At 62.4% G+C, this 17,421-nt stretch carries 26 protein-coding genes and 1 tRNA gene; 12 read left to right on the top strand and 15 right to left on the bottom strand.

Annotation, left to right across the window (positions count from 1 at the left end):
* Positions 1-2: 2 nt before the first annotated feature.
* Complete coding sequence (locus IVB41_RS21455) at positions 3-1,607, bottom strand: carboxyl transferase domain-containing protein (protein WP_247360988.1); 1,605 nt, start codon at positions 1,605-1,607, stop codon at positions 3-5.
* A gap of 24 nt (positions 1,608-1,631) precedes the next feature.
* Positions 1,632-2,804: an isovaleryl-CoA dehydrogenase gene (locus IVB41_RS21450; protein WP_027569937.1), complete on the bottom strand. Its 1,173-nt coding sequence runs from the start codon at positions 2,802-2,804 to the stop codon at positions 1,632-1,634.
* Positions 2,805-2,916: 112 nt separating this feature from the next.
* On the opposite strand from IVB41_RS21450, the gene IVB41_RS21445 reads away from it, so the two are divergent.
* Positions 2,917-3,945 carry an AraC family transcriptional regulator gene (locus tag IVB41_RS21445; protein WP_247434564.1) on the top strand — a complete coding sequence of 343 codons (1,029 nt, stop codon included), beginning with the start codon at positions 2,917-2,919 and terminating at the stop codon, positions 3,943-3,945.
* Between the two features lie 85 nt (positions 3,946-4,030).
* Here IVB41_RS21445 and IVB41_RS21440 read toward each other — a convergent pair whose 3' ends face one another.
* The 3 genes from IVB41_RS21440 to IVB41_RS21430 form a co-directional block, all read right to left on the bottom strand.
* A complete protein-coding gene (locus IVB41_RS21440; protein WP_027569935.1) occupies positions 4,031-4,330 on the bottom strand; it encodes a DUF3551 domain-containing protein in 300 nt (99 codons plus the stop codon).
* Positions 4,331-4,602: 272 nt separating this feature from the next.
* Positions 4,603-5,088, bottom strand: a complete 486-nt coding sequence (locus IVB41_RS21435) for an Lrp/AsnC family transcriptional regulator (RefSeq protein WP_007591345.1) — start codon at positions 5,086-5,088, stop codon at positions 4,603-4,605.
* A 258-nt stretch (positions 5,089-5,346) separates the two neighbouring features.
* Positions 5,347-5,652, bottom strand: coding sequence for an ETC complex I subunit (locus IVB41_RS21430; RefSeq protein WP_007591346.1), 306 nt, complete (start codon positions 5,650-5,652; stop codon positions 5,347-5,349).
* Between the two features lie 259 nt (positions 5,653-5,911).
* Between IVB41_RS21430 and IVB41_RS21425 the strand changes: the two genes are divergently transcribed.
* Entirely contained in the window at positions 5,912-7,081 is a 1,170-nt protein-coding gene (locus IVB41_RS21425; RefSeq protein ID WP_027569934.1) for an OpgC domain-containing protein, read from the top strand.
* 41 nt (positions 7,082-7,122) lie between these two features.
* Here IVB41_RS21425 and IVB41_RS21420 read toward each other — a convergent pair whose 3' ends face one another.
* Positions 7,123-7,317 carry a hypothetical protein gene (locus IVB41_RS21420; RefSeq protein ID WP_027569933.1) on the bottom strand — a complete coding sequence of 65 codons (195 nt, stop codon included), beginning with the start codon at positions 7,315-7,317 and terminating at the stop codon, positions 7,123-7,125.
* Between the two features lie 334 nt (positions 7,318-7,651).
* On the opposite strand from IVB41_RS21420, the gene IVB41_RS35645 reads away from it, so the two are divergent.
* Positions 7,652-7,783 (top strand): hypothetical protein, encoded by a 132-nt coding sequence (locus IVB41_RS35645; RefSeq protein ID WP_256374433.1) that lies wholly within the window; start codon positions 7,652-7,654, stop codon positions 7,781-7,783.
* Positions 7,784-8,150: 367 nt separating this feature from the next.
* Here IVB41_RS35645 and IVB41_RS21415 read toward each other — a convergent pair.
* The 4 genes from IVB41_RS21415 to IVB41_RS21400 form a co-directional block, all read right to left on the bottom strand.
* A tRNA-Pro gene (locus IVB41_RS21415) sits at positions 8,151-8,227 on the bottom strand.
* Between the two features lie 126 nt (positions 8,228-8,353).
* Complete coding sequence (locus IVB41_RS21410; RefSeq protein WP_247434561.1) at positions 8,354-8,839, bottom strand: DUF192 domain-containing protein; 486 nt, start codon at positions 8,837-8,839, stop codon at positions 8,354-8,356.
* A 111-nt stretch (positions 8,840-8,950) separates the two neighbouring features.
* A complete protein-coding gene (locus IVB41_RS21405; protein ID WP_018457757.1) occupies positions 8,951-9,583 on the bottom strand; it encodes a cold-shock protein in 633 nt (210 codons plus the stop codon).
* 198 nt (positions 9,584-9,781) lie between these two features.
* Positions 9,782-10,543, bottom strand: a complete 762-nt coding sequence (locus tag IVB41_RS21400) for an NAD-dependent protein deacetylase (RefSeq protein ID WP_247434556.1) — start codon at positions 10,541-10,543, stop codon at positions 9,782-9,784.
* Between the two features lie 293 nt (positions 10,544-10,836).
* Between IVB41_RS21400 and IVB41_RS21395 the strand changes: the two genes are divergently transcribed.
* Complete coding sequence (locus IVB41_RS21395; RefSeq protein WP_007610153.1) at positions 10,837-11,001, top strand: hypothetical protein; 165 nt, start codon at positions 10,837-10,839, stop codon at positions 10,999-11,001.
* A gap of 67 nt (positions 11,002-11,068) precedes the next feature.
* On the opposite strand, the gene IVB41_RS21390 is transcribed toward IVB41_RS21395, so the two are convergent.
* On the bottom strand, positions 11,069-11,362 hold the full coding sequence (locus IVB41_RS21390) for a hypothetical protein (RefSeq protein ID WP_035975008.1): 294 nt from the start codon (positions 11,360-11,362) through the stop codon (positions 11,069-11,071).
* Between the two features lie 281 nt (positions 11,363-11,643).
* On the opposite strand from IVB41_RS21390, the gene IVB41_RS21385 reads away from it, so the two are divergent.
* Together IVB41_RS21385 and IVB41_RS35640 are read left to right on the top strand one after the other, a co-directional pair.
* Complete coding sequence (locus IVB41_RS21385) at positions 11,644-11,874, top strand: hypothetical protein (protein WP_247434553.1); 231 nt, start codon at positions 11,644-11,646, stop codon at positions 11,872-11,874.
* Positions 11,875-11,951: 77 nt separating this feature from the next.
* The gene (locus IVB41_RS35640; RefSeq protein ID WP_106943514.1) at positions 11,952-12,077 is read left to right on the top strand and encodes a hypothetical protein; all 126 of its coding nucleotides are present in this window, start codon (positions 11,952-11,954) and stop codon (positions 12,075-12,077) included.
* On the opposite strand, the gene IVB41_RS21380 is transcribed toward IVB41_RS35640, so the two are convergent.
* Both IVB41_RS21380 and IVB41_RS21375 read right to left on the bottom strand, forming a co-directional pair.
* Positions 12,074-12,271 carry a hypothetical protein gene (locus IVB41_RS21380; RefSeq protein ID WP_247286143.1) on the bottom strand — a complete coding sequence of 66 codons (198 nt, stop codon included), beginning with the start codon at positions 12,269-12,271 and terminating at the stop codon, positions 12,074-12,076. The genes IVB41_RS35640 and IVB41_RS21380 overlap by 4 nt on opposite strands.
* A gap of 760 nt (positions 12,272-13,031) precedes the next feature.
* On the bottom strand, positions 13,032-13,184 hold the full coding sequence (locus IVB41_RS21375) for a hypothetical protein (protein WP_197031199.1): 153 nt from the start codon (positions 13,182-13,184) through the stop codon (positions 13,032-13,034).
* A gap of 291 nt (positions 13,185-13,475) precedes the next feature.
* On the opposite strand from IVB41_RS21375, the gene IVB41_RS21370 reads away from it, so the two are divergent.
* Complete coding sequence (locus IVB41_RS21370) at positions 13,476-13,709, top strand: hypothetical protein (RefSeq protein ID WP_247434549.1); 234 nt, start codon at positions 13,476-13,478, stop codon at positions 13,707-13,709.
* Between the two features lie 235 nt (positions 13,710-13,944).
* Here the strand turns inward: IVB41_RS21370 and IVB41_RS21365 are convergent, their stop codons facing one another.
* Positions 13,945-14,121, bottom strand: coding sequence for a DUF2934 domain-containing protein (locus IVB41_RS21365; RefSeq protein ID WP_084462276.1), 177 nt, complete (start codon positions 14,119-14,121; stop codon positions 13,945-13,947).
* A gap of 160 nt (positions 14,122-14,281) precedes the next feature.
* Positions 14,282-14,578 carry an HU family DNA-binding protein gene (locus IVB41_RS21360; RefSeq protein WP_007591377.1) on the bottom strand — a complete coding sequence of 99 codons (297 nt, stop codon included), beginning with the start codon at positions 14,576-14,578 and terminating at the stop codon, positions 14,282-14,284.
* Between the two features lie 411 nt (positions 14,579-14,989).
* Here IVB41_RS21360 and IVB41_RS21355 point away from each other — a divergent pair, with 411 nt between their 5' ends.
* From IVB41_RS21355 to IVB41_RS21335, 5 genes are all read left to right on the top strand, one after another.
* Positions 14,990-15,175 (top strand): hypothetical protein, encoded by a 186-nt coding sequence (locus tag IVB41_RS21355; RefSeq protein WP_007591378.1) that lies wholly within the window; start codon positions 14,990-14,992, stop codon positions 15,173-15,175.
* A gap of 245 nt (positions 15,176-15,420) precedes the next feature.
* On the top strand, positions 15,421-15,723 hold the full coding sequence (locus IVB41_RS21350; protein WP_007610128.1) for a hypothetical protein: 303 nt from the start codon (positions 15,421-15,423) through the stop codon (positions 15,721-15,723).
* A 126-nt stretch (positions 15,724-15,849) separates the two neighbouring features.
* On the top strand, positions 15,850-16,122 hold the full coding sequence (locus tag IVB41_RS21345) for a hypothetical protein (protein ID WP_027569928.1): 273 nt from the start codon (positions 15,850-15,852) through the stop codon (positions 16,120-16,122).
* Positions 16,123-16,475: 353 nt separating this feature from the next.
* Positions 16,476-16,652 (top strand): hypothetical protein, encoded by a 177-nt coding sequence (locus tag IVB41_RS21340; RefSeq protein ID WP_007610124.1) that lies wholly within the window; start codon positions 16,476-16,478, stop codon positions 16,650-16,652.
* Positions 16,653-16,856: 204 nt separating this feature from the next.
* Positions 16,857-17,366 carry a hypothetical protein gene (locus IVB41_RS21335; protein ID WP_027569927.1) on the top strand — a complete coding sequence of 170 codons (510 nt, stop codon included), beginning with the start codon at positions 16,857-16,859 and terminating at the stop codon, positions 17,364-17,366.
* Positions 17,367-17,421: the final 55 nt, after the last annotated feature.

Raw genomic sequence — 17,421 nt, 5'->3', positions numbered from 1 at the left:
CATCACATCCTGAACAGGCCGAATTTCGTCGGCTCGATCGGCGCATTCGACGCCGCCGAGAGGCCGAGGCCGAGCACCAGCCTTGTATCGGCCGGGTCGATCACGCCGTCGTCCCAGAGACGCGCGGTCGCGTAATACGGGTGCCCCTGGCTCTCATATTGCGCGCGGATAGGCTCGCGGAATTTATCTTCCTCTTCTTTCGACCAGCTGTCGCCCTTGGCCTCGATATTGTCGCGCCGGACCTGGCTCAGCACCATCGAGGCCTGCTCGCCGCCCATCACCGAAATGCGCGCATTCGGCCACATCCAGAGGAAGCGCGGCGAGTAGGCGCGGCCGCACATGCCGTAATTGCCGGCGCCGTAGGAGCCGCCGATCACGACGGTGAATTTCGGCACCGACGCCGTCGCGACCGCCGTCACGAGTTTCGCACCATCCCGCGCGATGCCGCCGGCTTCGTATTTCTTGCCGACCATGAAACCCGTGATGTTCTGCAGGAACACCAGCGGAATGCCGCGCTGGCAGCACAGCTCGATGAAATGCGCCCCCTTCAGCGAGCTCTCGCTGAACAGGATGCCGTTGTTGGCGATGATACCGACCGGAAAACCCCAGACGTGGGCGAAGCCGCAGACCAGCGTCGTGCCGTAGAGCTTCTTGAACTCGTCGAACTCGGAACCATCAACGACGCGCGCAATGATGTCGCGCACGTCGAACGGCTTGCGCCCGTCGACGGGCACCACGCCGTAAATCTCCTCCGCCGCGAACAAGGGATCACGCGGCGGATGCATGTTGAGGTTCGGTCGTACCGATGGCTTCAGCGTGCCGACGATGCGGCGGGCGATGCCGATCGCGTGTGCGTCGTTCTGGGCATAGTGATCGGTCACGCCCGATTGCCGCGAGTGCACGTCGGCGCCACCAAGCTCCTCCGCGGTCACCACTTCGCCCGTCGCCGCCTTCACCAGCGGCGGCCCGCCGAGGAAGATCGTGCCCTGGTTACGCACGATGATGCTCTCGTCCGACATCGCGGGGACATAGGCGCCGCCAGCGGTGCAGGAGCCCATCACGATCGCAATCTGCGGGATGCCTTGCGAGGACATCTGGGCCTGGTTGTAGAAGATGCGGCCAAAGTGACGCTCGTCCGGAAAGATCTCGTCCTGCAGCGGCAGGAAGGCGCCGCCGGAATCGACCATGTAGACGCAGGGAAGATTGTTCTGCCGCGCCACGTCCTGCGCGCGCAGATGCTTCTTCACGGTCATGGGATAATAGGTGCCGCCCTTGATGGTGGCGTCATTGGCGACGATCACGCATTCGCGGCCCGCGATGCGCCCGACCCCGGTGACGACGCTCGCCGAATGCACGTCGCCGCCATAGAGGCCATAGGCCGCGAGCGGCGACAGCTCCATGAACGCAGTGCCGGGATCGACCAGCAGGTCGACGCGCTCGCGCGCCAGCATCTTGCCGCGCGAGGTGTGGCGGTTGCGCGAGACCTCGCCTCCGCCGCCGGCGACCTGGCTCAGCTTTTCGCGCAGATCCGCGACGAGGGTGCGCATGGCCTCCGAATTGCGGGCAAAGTCCGATGAAGACGTATCGATGCTGGAATGGAGCGGCATGTTGATTCCAATTGCGTGAAGGTTTTAAGCCGTCTCAGCCATCAATTCGCGACCGATCAGCATGCGCCGGACCTCCGAGGTACCGGCGCCGATCTCGTAGAGCTTTGCATCGCGCCACAGACGCCCGACCGGAAATTCGGAGGTGTAGCCGACCCCGCCCAGCGCCTGAATCGCCTCACCCGCCATCCACGTCGCCTTCTCGGCGGAATAGAGGATCGCAGCGGCGGCGTCCTTGCGCAAGCTGCGCGCGTGATCGGCGCGGTCGCAGGCACGCCCCACCGCATAGACATAGGCGCGCGTGGCCTGCCAGGTCGCATACATGTCGGCAAGCTTGCCCTGCATGAGCTGGAAGTCGCCGATCGGCTGTCCGAACTGCTTGCGCTCGTGCATGTAGGGCACCACCGCGTCCATGCAGGCCGCCATGATCCCGAGTGGCCCGCCCGAGAGGACCGTGCGCTCATAGTCGAGCCCGGACATCAGCACCCTGACGCCCTCGCCGACCTTGCCGAGCACGTTCTCCTCTGGCACCTCGCATTCGTCGAAAAACAGCGGATAGGTGTTGGAGCCGCGCATGCCGAGCTTGTCCAGATGCTGGCCGTGGGTGAAGCCCTTGGCCCCCTTCTCGACCAGGAAGGCGGTCATGCCGCGCGGGCCCGCTTCCGGATCGGTCTTGGCGTAGACCACCAGCACGTCGGCATCGCCGCCATTGGTGATCCACATCTTCGAGCCGTTGAGTACGTAGCGGTCTCCGCGCTTGTCGGCGCGCAGCTTCATCGAGACGACGTCTGAGCCGGCGCCGGGCTCGGACATCGCGAGCGCGCCGACAAACTCGCCGGAGATCAGCTTTGGCAGATAGCGCTCGCGCTGCGCATCATTGCCGTTGCGGCGGATCTGGTTGACGCAGAGATTGGAGTGCGCGCCGTAGGAGAGCCCGACCGCGGCCGAGCCGCGCGAAATCTCCTCCATCGCGACGATATGGGCGAGATAGCCCATGTTGGAGCCGCCATATTGCTCCGGCGCGGTCATGCCGAGCAGGCCGAGGTCGCCGAAGCGCTTCCAGAGGTCCGCCGGGAACAGATTGGCTTTCTCGATATCGGCGGCACGCGGGGCGATCTCCGCCTCCACGAAGGCGCGCAGCGTGTCGCGCAGCATGCTGATGTCTTCGCCCAGATCGAAATCGATGCTCGGGATATTCAAGGCGATTCCTCCGTATTTTGGGGACCAAACCTAGCGGCATCGGGGCCCTTCTGCGGTCGAAAAGGTTGCATTTTCCGCCAAACTTGGCGAGGATTTTTCCAGAGGATGTCCGATGCCTTTTCAAGTCGCAACCGCGATCCCGCGCCGTGCCGTGACCCCTACCGCCTTCGTCCGCGGCGTCGTTGCCGCTTACGAACGCTACGGCCGCGATCCGACCGAGGCGCTGAGCCGGGGTCAGGTAACGCCAGACCTTGTCAATTCTCCGGATGGGCGGGTCACGGCCGGCCAGTTCGAGGCGCTGGCGGGTCATGCCATGCGCGAACTCGATGACGAGGCGCTCGGCTGGTTCTCGCGGCGGCTGCCCTTCGGCACCTACGGCATGCTGTGCCGCGCCTCGATCACCGCCCCGACGCTGGAAGTCGCGCTCAAGCGCTGGTGCCGGCACCACCGCCTGCTGACCGAGGACGTGCTGCTCGATCTCGCCGTCGGCGAGGAGACCGCCGTCGTGTCCATCCGCGAGCTGCGCGACCTCGGGCCTTTGCGCGAATTCTGCCTGGTCACCCTGCTCCGCTATGTTCTCGGCTTTTCCTGCTGGGCCGTGGATTCCAGGATCGCGCTCCGCGCCGCGGAATTTCCGCACCCCGAGCCCGGCCACGTCTCGGTCTATCCGACCATCTTTTGCCGAAACATCCGCTTCGATGCGGACCGAGCTTCCATCACCTTCGACAAGCATTATCTGTCGCTGCCGCTCACCCGTAGCGCGGCGGACCTCGACAACATGCTCAAGGGCGCGCTGCGGCTGACCGTACTACCCTATCGGCGCGACCGGCTCCTGGTCGAGCGCGTTCGCCGCGTGCTCCGCAATGCGCGCGGACGCAGCCTCGGAGCCGAGGATGTCGCGAGCGAGCTGGCGCTCTCCACCCGCACCATGCATCGGCGCCTGCGCGATGAAGCGACCTCGCTGCGCGATCTCAAGGAAGAGGCAAAGTTCGAGCTCGCCAAGCAGGAGCTGATGCGCGGTCGTAACCCGATCAAGCGGATCGCGGAGATCGCGGGCTTCCGCAACGAGAAGAGCTTTTCCCGCGCCTTCCGCACCTGGGCCGGCGCCTCACCGCGCGAGTTTCGCGGCAGGTATCGCTGACGGTATCGCTGACGCGCGGGCTGTCATGCTGTTGCGGCCTCCGAGATCCAACTCAGAGGCCGCAACATTTCGAAACCGGTCTCGATCAGTTCGAGTTGGTCTGCCCACCCGGGCGAAGCTTGGTGCGCGACTGCGTCTGCTTCGGCTGGAAGGCAAGCGCGTCGGTCGAAGTCTTCGCGCCGCCGCTCTGCGAGCACGAGCCGCCGATGCCGCCGGCCGCGGCCCGGCAGGCCTCCATCGTCGGATAGCCGCAGCCGTGTGCGGCCTGGGCGCCATTGGTGATGCAGTAGTCTTCTGCCTGGGCAGCCGGCGCGGTCATCATGAGAAACGCAGATGCAAACAGCGTCGCAGCGGATGCGACGAACGTCTTCGAGGTCGGGGTCATGTTGTCTTTTCCTGCTTCAGGGTCCCACAAAAGAGGCCTCGGCATGCGACGCAGGCTGAGGTTCACAGCTCGCATGTAGGCCGGCGCCAGGAACCGGCAATCACGGCTCGACGCATTGCAGAACTTCCCAAATAACATGTCACAGTTAGGTGAGTTACTTATGTTTTATCCGTCTTATCCGAACCTGTATCCCGGCAAGGGGATCACTCTCGCGCCTTCGGAGTTTTGGATGTCGTTGTGCCCGCCACGCTTTGGCACCCGTCCCCGCCGAACTATCCTGCCGCCGCGATCTCCTGCAACGGCAGCGGCACGTCCTTCGCCACACCCAGCACCGGGAAGCTCCGGACGTTCTTCACGTTCGGCATCGCGGCGAAATGCAGGAGCTGCTGGCGCATGCTCTCGACGCTCGGCGCCACGCATTTGAGAAGATAGTCGGTGTCGCCCGAAATCCGCCAGCACTGCTGGATGCGCGGGATCGCGGCGATCGAGCTCTCGAACGCCGCGAGCACCGGCTGGGCCTGGCTGCCGAGCTGGATCGAGACGAACGACACCACCTCATAGCCGAGCAGCCGCTCGTCGATGACGGCGCGCACCGCCCGGATCACGCCGCGGCTGAACAGCGATTTCAGCCGCCTCACGCAGTTGGGCCCGGACACCCCGACGCGCAGCGCCAGCTCGTTGTTGCGAACCCGCCCGTCCTGCTGCAATTCGGAGAGTATTTTCAGATCGACGCCGTCGAGCTGGTCACGCCCCGCCATACCCCACCTCGCCATGAGCCTGTCTTGCGCGGCAGCGAAGCACGGGGCGGAGTGGCTGCCAAGCGCAGGACCATGGGAAGAACCGGCGTGATTGACCGAGCTTGTCCCGGCCGTCCGCGCCTTTTCACGCGGAGGCTAAAACGTAGATGCCCGCGACCCTTCCGCCAAGGCTTGCCGGGCATTCGGTGTTGGGCCGGCGAAGCTTCAGCGAAGACGGCAAGCCCGGGCGCGACGAGAGTCTCGACGCGTGGCCCGCCTTCAATGCGTCCAGGGCTCGCCGCGGCGGAACGAGAAATTGTCCGCATAGGCGACCGGACGGCGCACCGACTCCTTCGGCTCGATCACCTGGTAGGCGATGCCCTTGCGCTCGCAATAGGCGACCGCCTCTTCCTTGCTGTGGAAGTGCAGCGTGATCTGCTGCTTCATGTCGCCGGACGAGGTCCAGCCCATCAGCGGCTCGACCGCGCGCGGCTGCTCGGGCTCGTAGTCGAGCTGCCATTCCTTGGTCTTCGACCGGCCGGATTGCATCGCGTTCTTGGCGGGCTTGAAAATGCGTGCGGTCATGGATGGTCCGGGCCTCTTGTTCGTCTTTTCGTCCGATTTCGATGCGTCACGGTAGCAGTTGGTGGAAACCGCGGGCATAGTATAGAGACACCTTTTGGGAACTGATCGGTGATTCCGGCCCCCGGGATGGCTCGCCGATGGGTATAATCATTATGCTGCATCGTGACAATTGCGTACCCGCCTTCCGCGCCGGGGTCTCGCCCGGCGGCCCTGCTTCGTTGACATCTCCCTGTCCGTCCCCTCCGAAAGCTCCCGTCGCATGTCTTTCCTGAACATCAACGCCACGCTCCCCGAGAAGGGCCGTGACCTCAGGCTCGACCTGTTTCGCGGCATTGCGAACTGGGCGATCTTCCTCGACCATATCCCCGACAACGTGGTGAACTGGATCACCACCCGCAATTACGGCTTTTCCGACGCCGCCGATCTGTTCGTCTTTATCTCCGGCTACACCGCATCCTTCGTGTATGCGCGGATGATGCTCGAGCGCGGCTTCCTGGTCGGCGCCACCAGGCTGACCAAGCGGGTCTGGCAGCTCTACGTCGCTCACATCATCCTGTTCGTGATCTACATCGCCTCGATCAGTTATCTGGCGCTGCGCTTCGGCGATTCAGAGATGATCAACGAGTTCAACGTCGCCGGCCTGGTCGACAACGCCACCGAGACGCTGCGCCAGGGCCTGTTCCTGCGCTTCAAGCCACTCAATCTCGACGTGCTGCCACTCTACATCGTGCTGATGGGACTGTTTCCGCCGGTGCTCTGGTTCATGCTGCGCAAGCCAGACCTCACTATGGCGCTCTCAATCGTGCTGTGGCTCGCCGCCCGGCATTTCGGCCTGAACCTGACCGCCTATCCGGCCGGCCAGTGGTACTTCAACCCGTATGCCTGGCAGGTGCTATTCGTATTCGGCGCCTGGTGCGCCATGGGTGGCGCGCGGCGCTCGATGACGCTGATCAACGCGCCGGTCACGCTGTGGCTCTGTCTCGGTTACATGCTGTTCGCGCTGGTCATGACCATGGCTGGTCGTTTCCCGACCCTCGGCGGCATGTTCCCGGAATGGCTGTTCTCGGCATTCAACCCGAACGACAAGACCAACCTCGCGCCCTATCGCTTCATCCACTTCGTCGTGATCGTGATCCTGGTGATCCGCTTCGTGCCGAAGGACTGGCCGGGCCTGGAATGGAAAGGGTTCGACCCCATCATCGTGTGCGGCCAGCAGTCGCTCGCCGTGTTCTGCGTCGGCGTGTTCCTGTCCTTCGTCGGTCATTTCGAGCTGTCGATGAGCTCGGGCTCGCTATTTGCGCAGATCTTCGTCAGCGTCGCCGGCATCGCGATCATGACGACGGTGGCCTATTACATCTCCTGGTCGAAGAAGCAGGACAAGCCGCTGAAGCCGCCGCCGCCCAAGCCTGCGGCCGCAAAGGCCGCTTGAAGGGCAGCAGCGATACCGCGCCGGACGACAGCGACGCCGCTTCAGGCCGCCGCTTCGCTATCGTACTCGGTGAATTTCTTGTAGATCCAGTCGCGGCCGTCGTGGCGGCGCCAGACCTTGCCGTAAACGAGCTGCCCGTTGATCGAGCGGCGCGGCACGAGCACGGTCCAGAGGTGCCAGATCTCGGTCCAGCTCGCCTGCGGACCGGTGGTTCGGACGTTGCGATCGAAAGACATGATGCAGAACTCACAGGATACGAGCACTGCGACGAACTGTGATGTCGTGTGAGCACGAATTCAGGCAACCCATCGCGAGCCGGACCGATCTGATAACAGCCGCGAAAGCGGCCGCAACAACCGCTCGCCCTTAACCTAACCGGTCAACCTTACTTCCTGTGAGCGCGTGGCAAGACCGGTTGAAAGCGCTCGCCGATTTTCCTAGACTGTGTGCGATTTGAGAATGAGCGCGTCGTTTTGAGGACGCGCGGTGATTTCCAGGCTGACGCGAATTTTTGAAAACGATTGATGGGCGGGGGCCACCACGATGAATTTGCAATGTGCATGTTTGCGCTTGGCGCTGCATTCGACGCCGCCTGCTCTGCCCGCCAAGACGCCGGAGCAAGAGCCGCGGAAGGTCGCCAACGACAATCAGCTGGCCTGGCCGTTCCTGCCGTTTCCGTTCGGCTGGTACGCGACGAACTGATGGTTGGAAAAGCGTAACGCCGCGCAAGCGGAATATCATCGCTTGGCGGCGTCCGTTAGGCATTGGGCGCTGAAATCCCCCAACACCTATATGTCTAGGGCGACGCCTAAAGGTTCGACAAAGTTTTATGATTTCCGCGCCTTCCGAGCCGCCCAATGCCTTGAAAAATCGCGCGGAAGTCGCGTTGCGCAGGGATTGAGCGTTGAGGGTTAGGAAGGCTTTGGCAGCTCCGGGCATCTGCATCGAACGCGCCTTGTCGGCTTGGCCTGGATCGCCGCGCTCGGCTGGAAACCGCGCTCGCCTGGATCGCCTGGCGCCTCGCCGAATGGCTGTTGTTCTCTGGTGCCGTTCCGACCCACCTCCGGACTGGTCGGGGCAGCTGGATTCGAACCAACGACCTGCAGTACCCAAAACTGCCGCGCTACCAGGCTGCGCTATACCCCGAATGTCCGGCGAGCCCCGTCGATACACGCTTCCCAAAGCGCCAGCAAGCCTTCCAAAGGCGCCAGCAAGCTTCCCAAAAGACCGTCAGGACGGGGGCAATGGCCCTGCCAATAGCCCCTTGCCCGCCTACTTGCTGCCGAACAGCGGGTGGCCGACGCGGTCGCCGGCGCGGATACCATATTTTTGCGCCGTCCCCGCCACCACCTCCAGAACGGCCCGCGCGGGCCCCCTGGATGAGATGATCGTTGTCGACATCGGCTCGGTATTTTCGGCGATGCGCAGGATGCGGCCGTCGGCGCGAATGAAGATCATGTCGAGCGAGACGTAGGTGTTCTTCATCCACATCGACACCTCCTGCTCGGGATTGAAGTCGAACAGCATGCCTTTGCCGTCCGCCAGTTCCTTGCGGTACATCAGGCCGGTCTGCTTCTCCTCCTCGGTGGTCGCGATCTCGACCGAGAACACCTGCACGCCGTTCCTGGTGACGATCTCGAGCGGCTGCAAGCTGGCGGCGCGGACGGGTGCGCTCGCGACGGCACAGCCGGCGATGACGAGGATGGCGGCAAGCCAGCCCTTCGCAACGGCGAAGACGGCCTTTCGATCGAAATTCATGGATGGCTCTCGAGGCGTGGGACTGGACCAGTCCTTACGTGGCGGTCGCCGGAAAAGCCAGAGGCGCGCCGGTCAGCCAGCGCGCCTCTGCTCACGATCGCGGGAATGAAATTAGTGGGACGAGACCGGCGATCCCGTCTCGGGATGGATCTCGGCCGCCATCATGCCCTTGGAGCCGGGCCCAAAGCGGACCAGGACATACTGGCCGGGCCGCAACTCGGTCATGCCGAAGCGGCGCAGCGTCTCCATGTGCACGAAGATGTCGGGCGTGCCCTCGCCGCAGGTCAGGAAGCCGAAACCGCGCAGCCGGTTGAACCATTTGACCTGAGCCCGTTCCAGCCCGCTGGTCGCGGTCACCGTGACATGGGTGCGCGGCGGCAGCATCTGCGCCGGATGGATCGCCGTGGATTCGTCCATCGAGACCACACGGAACGCCTGGTAGCCCTTGGCGCGCTGAATGCACTCGACGACGATGCGGGCGCCCTCGTAGGCGGTCTGGAAGCCGTCGCGCCTAAGCACGGTAACGTGCAGGAGCACGTCGGGCCAGCCATTGTCGGGAACGATGAAGCCGTAGCCCTTTGAGGCGTCGAACCATTTGATGACGCCGTGAACCTCGACGAGGTTGGCGCTGCTCTCACCAAGTCCCGTGAACGGACTGAGTGCGCTGTCGCGACCGCCACCGCCGTGTTCGCCCACCGCGGGAACTCCGACCTTCTTGGACTCAAATCCGTCCGACGACCCCATAACCCCGGACCCCACACATGCCATGCAACCCGCCTGAATGGCGGCGCCGAATCACGCGTCTTTAGAGAATCTTCTCAACTCGACGCGACGCGAATCTTTCGACTCAAAAGATAACACTCCCGGTTGCGACGCATAGACAAAAAAGAGATTCGGCGGAACCTATGAACAGCTTGCATAGCCGCGAATCAAATTGCTGCCTCAATTACCGACAAAGGGCCCGAGCGTTTCGCCGATGTCGTGGCGGATCACGAGGTCGGCGATGTCGTCCTGCTCGGTGGACTCGCGATTGACGATCACCAGACGTGCGCCTGATCTCTTCGCCATCATCGGAAAGCCCGCGGCCGGCCATACCACCAGCGAGGAACCGATCGCGATGAAGAGGTCGCAAGCTTGCGACAGCGCAGTCGCGCGCTGCATTTCGTCCTCCGGCATCATCTGGCCGAAGGAGATCGTGGCGGTCTTCACCGGCTCGTCGCACACGGTACAGTTGGGCGCGGCGCCCTCCTCGTCGAAGCGGCGCTTGACCCAATCAAGCGGATAGGCCTGACCGCATCCGATGCAGCGCGCATAGGTGGTGTTGCCGTGAAGTTCGATCACGTGGTCGCTCGCGACGCCTGAGGCCTGGTGCAGATTGTCGATGTTCTGGGTGATGATCGCGGGAACCTTTCCCGCACGATAGAGCGAGGCGAGCGCGCGATGGCCGCGGCCGGGCCGGGCCGCCGCAAAGACCTCCTCCATCGCGAAGCGCCGGCGCCAGGATTCGTCGCGCGCCTCCTGGCTGGCGACGAACTCGTCGAATGGAATCGGGCGGTTGCGGGTCCAAATTCCGCCCGGCGAGCGGAAGTCGGGGATGCCGCACTCGGTCGAGATGCCGGCGCCGGTGAACGGCACGATCCGTTTGGCTTCGGCGATCATGTCGCCGAGACGCTCGACGCCGCTGCGAAGATACGATGCAATCAACGCGGCCTCCCGTTTTGATTTGCCGATTGGCTTGGCCGATCGGTTTTGCCGATTTGTTTTTGCGCTAGCTGCAACATGCGCAAGCGACAAGATTGTTGACGCGGTTATCCACCGCGGCGCACGACGTGGTCGGCAATTTTTTCCGCCCCTCGCTTATCACAATCCTGCAATGCCTCCTCCCCATTGACGCCCCAATCAGAAGCGCCAATGCATGTGTTGACGCGACTCAACGTGATTGCGGCGGCAGTGCTTGAGTTCAGTAGGACACATACTCACGTGCAGAGGGGATTGAAATGACCGAGGACGAACAACGTAAAATCCGCGAACGCGAAGAGATCGCCGCCCGTGTCGCCGCCTTCCGTGCCACCCAGGAAAAATTCAAGCGCGAGCGTGACGAGTATTTCGTGTCGACGCTCGACAACGCGCGCAAGGTGGAGCGGCCCTCGCTCTGGCCGTAACGACACCACATCACCGAGCATGAAAAAAGCCCGGAGCGTTGCTCCGGGCTTTTCATTTGGTCAGCCGTTACCAGTGACGGTAATAATGGTGGCGGCGGTAGTACGGTCCATCGCCGTAGTAGGCGTACGGACCGGGGCCGTAAGCATAAGCGGGGCGGCCATAGTAGCCGTACCCCGGGCCGTAGCCGTAGCCGTAAGGATGGGACGCGGCGACGGCGCCCGCGGTGATGGCGCCGGCAGCGAGGCCGAATGCGAGGCCCGGACCGATGCCGCGGCCGCGCGCCTCGGCAGGCGCAGGCGCCGCGACCGCGGTCACGCCGACGGCCGCAACGGTAGCCAGAACTGCCAGTGTCTTCCTCATCATGAATCTCCTCCTTCGTATCTCGCATAGACAACGCCGGCGCGGTGAGATGGTTGCGCGCAAGGCTGTGGAACCGAGCTCGGATTAAATCCGCCACGCATGGAACAGGCGCGCGTTCCGCGAATTGCTTGTTCAAGTGCGGACGCCTCCGCCATCCGGTTGAGGCAACAGCACGAAGACCCCGTCAGCATCACCAATGCTGGCGGGGTTTTCAGTTTCACGGACAGCAAATTGGCAACGCAGCACAATTGCTGCCAGCGGGGAGCGTCCAGGAGGATAAAGTGCCGATATCCAGATTGCTGGCCCGTATCCGCAGGCTGGTTCCGAGATCGGGCGATCAGCATTACGACGAGATCGTCCGCAGTTTCGGTGTCGGCACGCTGCGCCCGCCGCCGACGCCGATGAGCGACGGCGAGTTGGCGCGGGCCATTGCCGAGTTCCTTAAGGAACACCCGTCGAGCGAGTCCGTAGGCGCCCTCGGCCGGCGGCTCGACCCCACCACCCCGCTTTGAGGCGCCGGTCCGTCTTGTCCGGGAACATGCGCTTCGCGCGCACGTTGGCGTAGCCTTCAAGGAGAAAAGAGGCCGACATGCCCGTTTGGCTCGAAGTCCTGCTCAACCTGTCCGGTTATGCCGGTTTCGTGGCGCTCGCCTCACATGGCACCGCGTGCCCAGGGAATTGCGCCGACCATCAGATCTCCGGCGACGACCGTTAATTCGTGTGAGGTGGCTGGCCCGCCGTGCGCATCAGCCTGTCGGCCTTGACCGCGACACGCGTGTCCTCGAGCTGTGGCCGCAGCGAGACGCTGATCACCACGAACGCCAGACAAAAGAGCGTGCCGACGATGGCGACGCGCCGGTAGGTGTGGCGGTCGCCTTGATAAAAGCTCGGTTGTGAAAAAGGTGTCATGAATTCGTTCTTGGCAAAATTGCTTGTTGGCCAAAGTCGCTTGTTGGCAAAGTCGTTTCCAGACGTCGCCAGACACACCTATCCCAAGCAGCGGCAAGCGCAACGCGATTGGGTTTTTAATCTAACCGAATAGGGTTATCGGCTTCGCGGCAAGCTTCCGTTAGGAGTTCGCCAAGCGCCTTCAGAACTCGGCGAGCCGTCTCAACCTCGCGCGAAGCCGAGGCTGCGGAGCTTGTGGCGATCCGCCGTCCGGCTTTGTTCCAGCTTCACCTGCCTTTCGTTCTCGAAGAACGAATCGGAATCGCAGAAATCGGCGCGAAGCAAGTCTTAACTCTTCGTTTGTGCGCAAGCGATCGCATCATCGCAAACGGTCGCGCGCTCACATCGCGTCATCGGATTTCGATCGCGGTTGCACCTGCGGCACCGACGGCCTGCCTTTGCGCAAGCGCGGATGCCGGTCGTACAAAAACACTTTTGCGATCTCGGCAAACATCTCGATAAACCAGCACGCATCCATGTCGCGTCTCCCTCGCCTGATCTCATAGCGAGGAGACGCCAACGGGACTGTGCCAAGCATCACGCCGGCTGGGTCAGAGAGGGCATGTCCCGCATCGACACAGAAGCCACGGCTTGTTCTGCATCCGACTCCACTTCGTTCGCAAAGAACGAATCGGAGTCGAGGAATCAGCGCAAAACGATTCCTAACGATCGGTGAAGGCAGGCGCGATTGCCTGTTATCGTCGACGTAGTGCGACGCTCATCACGCTGCGCGCTTCACCGTCTCCTTCCCCGACAGATCCTTCTCCGAAAAGCATTCGAGGATCTGGATGCGGAGTTCTTCCGCGGCCGGACCTTCGAGCTTCCTGAGCTGATTCCAGAGCCTGATCACTTCGCGTTGTTTCTCGACAGTCATGGGGACCTCCAACCAAATGGTCGCCGCCAAAAGAGATGCTTCACTAGAACAAACTAAGAACAGAAAGTCCAGCCCCTCCCGCGAAATTCGCCGGGCACATCGCCTTGAGCCTTCCGCGCGTCGGCGCGGTTGCTTTTTGGGTTTTCAACCTTAAGTTCGAGAACGCGGCCGGCGGCGCGGCGCTGAAATCCCATCGCAGCCAGCCAGGAAGGCCCCGTGCGAAAGCGCGGGGTTTTTCTTTTGGGGAACGCGCCATGGCCCTCCCCGTTAGTCATTCCGGAGCGAGGGACCGTGACCAGAAAATACTACGCCGTCGAGGTGGTGCGTCAGATCGAGGAGACCGTGGAAATCATGGTCGAGGCGCCGGATCAGACCGCCGCACATGATGCAGCGCTCGCGCATCTGAAGGCGCGCGGCTCCGAGTATCAGTGGCTCAATCCCAAATGCGATCTCGTCGTCTGGCGCGAGCGCCAGGTCGATACGCCGGCGATCGTCGACGTGTCCGTGTCCGTGTCGGCGGAGTAGCCGCCGGAACGAATTTTTTCGTCTCGCGTTGTCAAACCGAATTCAGTGGTGCTGGCGGCATGTCGCGACGCGGCCGACCAGCTTGAAGAGCCCCGGTCCCTAAGCCCGGGGTTTTTCTTTGAGGCCGCCATCCAAGCGATGGCCCGAACAGCAAAGCAGCCACCCGGGCGTTACGCCGGGTGGCTGCTTTGAGAACTGTCGACGCTCGCCTCTGTCCGCTCTTAGACCGGCAAAGTCAGACCGGCAGATTGTCGGTCATCCCGGGCGGGACTTCGCTTTGCTTGGTCCGCTCGGCGAGAAGCTCTTTTTCGGCCTCGTACCAGAAGGTGTCCATCGTGCCCGCGGGCTCGCCGGCCTCCTTCCAGAGGTGATAGGCGCGGTTTCGAATCTCTACTTCACTGAGACCAGTCATGTGATTTCTCCCTTTCGGAAGCAAAGCCTGACGACGCCCGAGAGTTCCCTAAGAGAGTTCCTTATTGGTTCAGCACAAGCAAGCGGTCATTGCAGCACTCCGCGGCAGCACTCCGCGAAAAAGAGGGTCCACAACGAAAACGCGAGCCCTTGGCGAGCCCTTAGACGGAGTCCTTGGCCACCTTCAGCGGCGAGGCCTTCACCGACTTGCTCGCCGGCTTCGCGGCGAACTGCATCGGCTCCTTGGTGAAGGGATTGACGCCCATGCGGGCTTCGGTCGCCGGCTTGTTCACAACCGACATCTTGACGAAGCCGGGAATGACGAACTCGCCGGACTCGTTGAGCTCCTTGTAGCCGACGGTTGCCATGTACTCGATGACCGACTTCACGTCGTTCTTCGACAGCTGCGTACCCTCGGCAATTGCATCGATCAACTGAGTCTTGGTCATCTTCGCCATGTCTGAATTTCCTTCTGTGCGCGCGAGCAGGCTTTGCTCAGGACGCGGTCCAACCGCGCAACGCGCTTCTGATTCATGCCAACTTTCATGAAGTGACGGGGCTTAGAACCCATCGACGCCCAAAACGCAAGCAGGGGGTTCTGGGGGAGCCCGGACGCCCCGGCAAAGATGCCGCAGCTTGCGCCGTTTCCGCGTTGAACCATTTTCTTCCTGAGGCGTCTAACTCTTTGAAGTCCCCAAGCTTCACCCCCATCAGAGAGCCCCGCTTCCCCCAGGCGGGGCTTTCGCCTTTTCTGGGGGACCCGGCCGCGCAATGCCGATCAGGCTGGCCCCCAGGTCTGCGCCTGGGGCCGCGCGGGTGACCGTCACAAGGCAGGTTCTCTTTTCAGGTCATCTCCTGCATAATGCGGCATGGCAAAAACAAAAGTGACCTTCAAAACCGTCCGCATTGCAGACAACGACTGGAAAATCCTGGCGGATTACCCGGACAGCGAACAGCGCGAAATCAAGGGCTTCACCAGCAAGGCAGATGCCGACGACTGGATCAACGGCGACCGCAAGATCGCGTGGCTCCGATCCCAGGGATACGCCAAGTAAAGCGCGCATAAAGTCACGCGCGCATCGTGTGACGCCCTTAGGGGTATGAGGCGCGCTTCGTCCCTCCCCGTTCCAGATGTTCTTTCCGTGCCGGCGCATTGCCGAGCAGGCGGCAATGCCCGCTTGTCTATCGCCTCGCGGGGGGCGCCCGGTCGAGAAACCTGTTGCCGGGCATGCGCCGTTGAGACTTCGGTAACCTAACCCCTCCAAGCTCCTCTCAGTATCGTTGCGTTGGAGTACCCACAGTGCTGGATTTTAACGAGCTGCGTGAACTCGCGGCCGATGTTCGCGTGTTCGTCGAAATTGCCGAAGACAAGGCCGAAGCGCTGCGCGCCGTCATCACGGCCTATGACGTGGTGCTCGCGATCTTCCCGTCCGGAGAGGGCATGGGCCTCCACGTCATCAAGGGCGGCGAGATCCTGGACCAGATTGCAAAATCACGAACCCATGCGAGCTACAGCCACACCGCCATCGCGGTTCCAGACCTGGAGCATGCGGAAGTGCTCAAGCACTTGACGGGTCCGGCCGACCAGCGGATTGCGGCTTAGAGCGCTTTCAAGCGAAGTCGATAGCGGTTCGCGCGCAGACGAGAATTTTTGCACTCTGGAACGCCCTGTTTTAGGAACAGGGCTTCTGCGCTCCCGTTGGCTTACTCAACCAACCAGGAGTTTGAGATGAAGAAGTTCATCATTGCGACCGCCGCCCTCGGCCTCATGTGCGGCTCTGCCTTTGCCCAGACCCAGACCGGCCCCGCCGCGCAGTCGGACAACATGCAGAAGCCCGGCATGAACAACACGGACAAGGGCACGATGACGAGGGGCACGACGGGCATGAGCCATGACGGCACGAGCAAGGGCGGAATGGTGAGGCCCGACGCCTCCGGCCAGGGCGGCTCCGGCCCCGGCAGCGACCAGGGCGGCACCAAGACTCGCAGCAACATGAAGTAAGCCGGTTTCCTATATCGCTTGCCTCTTGGCCGCGTCGCTTTCCAAAAGGCGGCGCGGCCATTTCATAACGGCTCCCGATGGAAACCTGTCGCCCGAAGCCGCGTTGTCCAACGCACTGCCGGGTGACAACCGGACGCAATGGGGATGTTGGACGCGGCGCATTTTTCCGGTTTCTGCCCGCGACATCAACGCATCGGTACGCGCTGACAACTAACCTGTTCCCGGCAAGTGCACTCTTACAAAGTGTACCCTTACAAAGTGCACCCTCAATACTGCACTCCTCACATAGGTGCGCGCACCGGAACGGTCAGGTCTCGCGCGAGTTGACCTATTACCAGGACAAGGAGATCGTCATGAGCGTTGAAGGTAAAGTGAAGGAAGGCGCCGGGTTCATCAAGGAAGAGATGAACGAACACGGCAAGTCCCCTGAGAGCCAGAAGAAAGCCCAGGAAGGTCGCGACTTGCGCAATGAAGGCCGGATCGAAGATGGCAAGCCGCCGAAGACGACGAAGCCCGGCACCGGTCACTAGACCGCGTTTCGAAAACCCCGTTTGCTAAAACCGCCGCTGGTCATGTCAGGGGCGGTTTTTCACGTTCATGACCAGGCGATATGTGACCATGCGATCTTTCGGTGGTGCGATCCTCCAACGACAGCGGACGTCTCGAACCATGCAGCGCGATGCTGGTAGAACGCTCCGGCTGTTGTATGGTCGGACGTTTCTTACGAGGGGCTGATGAAGATTGCCATTGTTGTCGCCGGCGTGATCGTTGTTGCCGCGGCCGTTCTCGTGGCGGTCCAGCCGAGCTTTCTGAAGCCTGCGTCACTGGCACTCGTGCAGAAGTCCGACATCCTCGGCTTTTCGCCCGGCATGACATTCGACGAGACCAACAAGCTCATCACGCAACGTCGCTACCGCTGCCGTCAGCTTCGCGATTCCTACGTCCTCGAATGCGCAGTCGACGGCGCCAAGGTCACGATCTTTGCCGACGACGTCGACCCCAAGAATCCGGACCCCAAACATCCCATCTGGCGCGTCAACGCGGAGTTGAGCAATCCGGGCCCCCAAGACGCTGCCGTCAAATCGATATCCGACCAGTTCAACGCCCAGCCAACCGGGGATGCCCGCGAGGGATGGATATGGACCGTCGGTCGTGGGCTGAAGCTGAGCTACGACGGCGCCGCCTTGAAGCTGGTGGACGAGGCAGAGGAAATCAGGCGGGGCAAGCAGGAAGCAAAGCGCTAGGGAGTGCTCCTGTGGTCGTGCCTTGGAGGAAGGGCACAGCAATCAATCCGCCTCA

The sequence above is a fragment of the Bradyrhizobium sp. 44 genome (assembly GCF_023073095.1).
Lineage (GTDB): Bacteria > Pseudomonadota > Alphaproteobacteria > Rhizobiales > Xanthobacteraceae > Bradyrhizobium.
Note: the sequence above shows the minus strand (reverse complement) of the source record. Positions and strands in the feature narration are given on the sequence as shown.

Bases quoted from the DNA above. Each gene is read 5' to 3' on its own strand.
- IVB41_RS21455 (WP_247360988.1), bottom strand. From the start codon at position 1,607: ATGCCGCTCCATTCCAGCATCGATACGTCTTCATCGGACTTTGCCCGC.
- IVB41_RS21445 (WP_247434564.1), top strand. From the start codon at position 2,917: ATGCCTTTTCAAGTCGCAACCGCGATCCCGCGCCGTGCCGTGACCCCT.
- IVB41_RS21440 (WP_027569935.1), bottom strand. From the start codon at position 4,330: ATGACCCCGACCTCGAAGACGTTCGTCGCATCCGCTGCGACGCTGTTT.
- IVB41_RS21435 (WP_007591345.1), bottom strand. From the start codon at position 5,088: ATGGCGGGGCGTGACCAGCTCGACGGCGTCGATCTGAAAATACTCTCC.
- IVB41_RS21430 (WP_007591346.1), bottom strand. From the start codon at position 5,652: ATGACCGCACGCATTTTCAAGCCCGCCAAGAACGCGATGCAATCCGGC.
- IVB41_RS21425 (WP_027569934.1), top strand. From the start codon at position 5,912: ATGTCTTTCCTGAACATCAACGCCACGCTCCCCGAGAAGGGCCGTGAC.
- IVB41_RS21420 (WP_027569933.1), bottom strand. From the start codon at position 7,317: ATGTCTTTCGATCGCAACGTCCGAACCACCGGTCCGCAGGCGAGCTGG.
- IVB41_RS21410 (WP_247434561.1), bottom strand. From the start codon at position 8,839: ATGAATTTCGATCGAAAGGCCGTCTTCGCCGTTGCGAAGGGCTGGCTT.
- IVB41_RS21405 (WP_018457757.1), bottom strand. From the start codon at position 9,583: ATGGGGTCGTCGGACGGATTTGAGTCCAAGAAGGTCGGAGTTCCCGCG.
- IVB41_RS21395 (WP_007610153.1), top strand. From the start codon at position 10,837: ATGACCGAGGACGAACAACGTAAAATCCGCGAACGCGAAGAGATCGCC.
- IVB41_RS21390 (WP_035975008.1), bottom strand. From the start codon at position 11,362: ATGAGGAAGACACTGGCAGTTCTGGCTACCGTTGCGGCCGTCGGCGTG.
- IVB41_RS35640 (WP_106943514.1), top strand. From the start codon at position 11,952: ATGCCCGTTTGGCTCGAAGTCCTGCTCAACCTGTCCGGTTATGCCGGT.
- IVB41_RS21380 (WP_247286143.1), bottom strand. From the start codon at position 12,271: ATGACACCTTTTTCACAACCGAGCTTTTATCAAGGCGACCGCCACACC.
- IVB41_RS21375 (WP_197031199.1), bottom strand. From the start codon at position 13,184: ATGACTGTCGAGAAACAACGCGAAGTGATCAGGCTCTGGAATCAGCTC.
- IVB41_RS21365 (WP_084462276.1), bottom strand. From the start codon at position 14,121: ATGACTGGTCTCAGTGAAGTAGAGATTCGAAACCGCGCCTATCACCTC.
- IVB41_RS21360 (WP_007591377.1), bottom strand. From the start codon at position 14,578: ATGGCGAAGATGACCAAGACTCAGTTGATCGATGCAATTGCCGAGGGT.
- IVB41_RS21355 (WP_007591378.1), top strand. From the start codon at position 14,990: ATGGCAAAAACAAAAGTGACCTTCAAAACCGTCCGCATTGCAGACAAC.
- IVB41_RS21345 (WP_027569928.1), top strand. From the start codon at position 15,850: ATGAAGAAGTTCATCATTGCGACCGCCGCCCTCGGCCTCATGTGCGGC.
- IVB41_RS21340 (WP_007610124.1), top strand. From the start codon at position 16,476: ATGAGCGTTGAAGGTAAAGTGAAGGAAGGCGCCGGGTTCATCAAGGAA.
- IVB41_RS21335 (WP_027569927.1), top strand. From the start codon at position 16,857: ATGAAGATTGCCATTGTTGTCGCCGGCGTGATCGTTGTTGCCGCGGCC.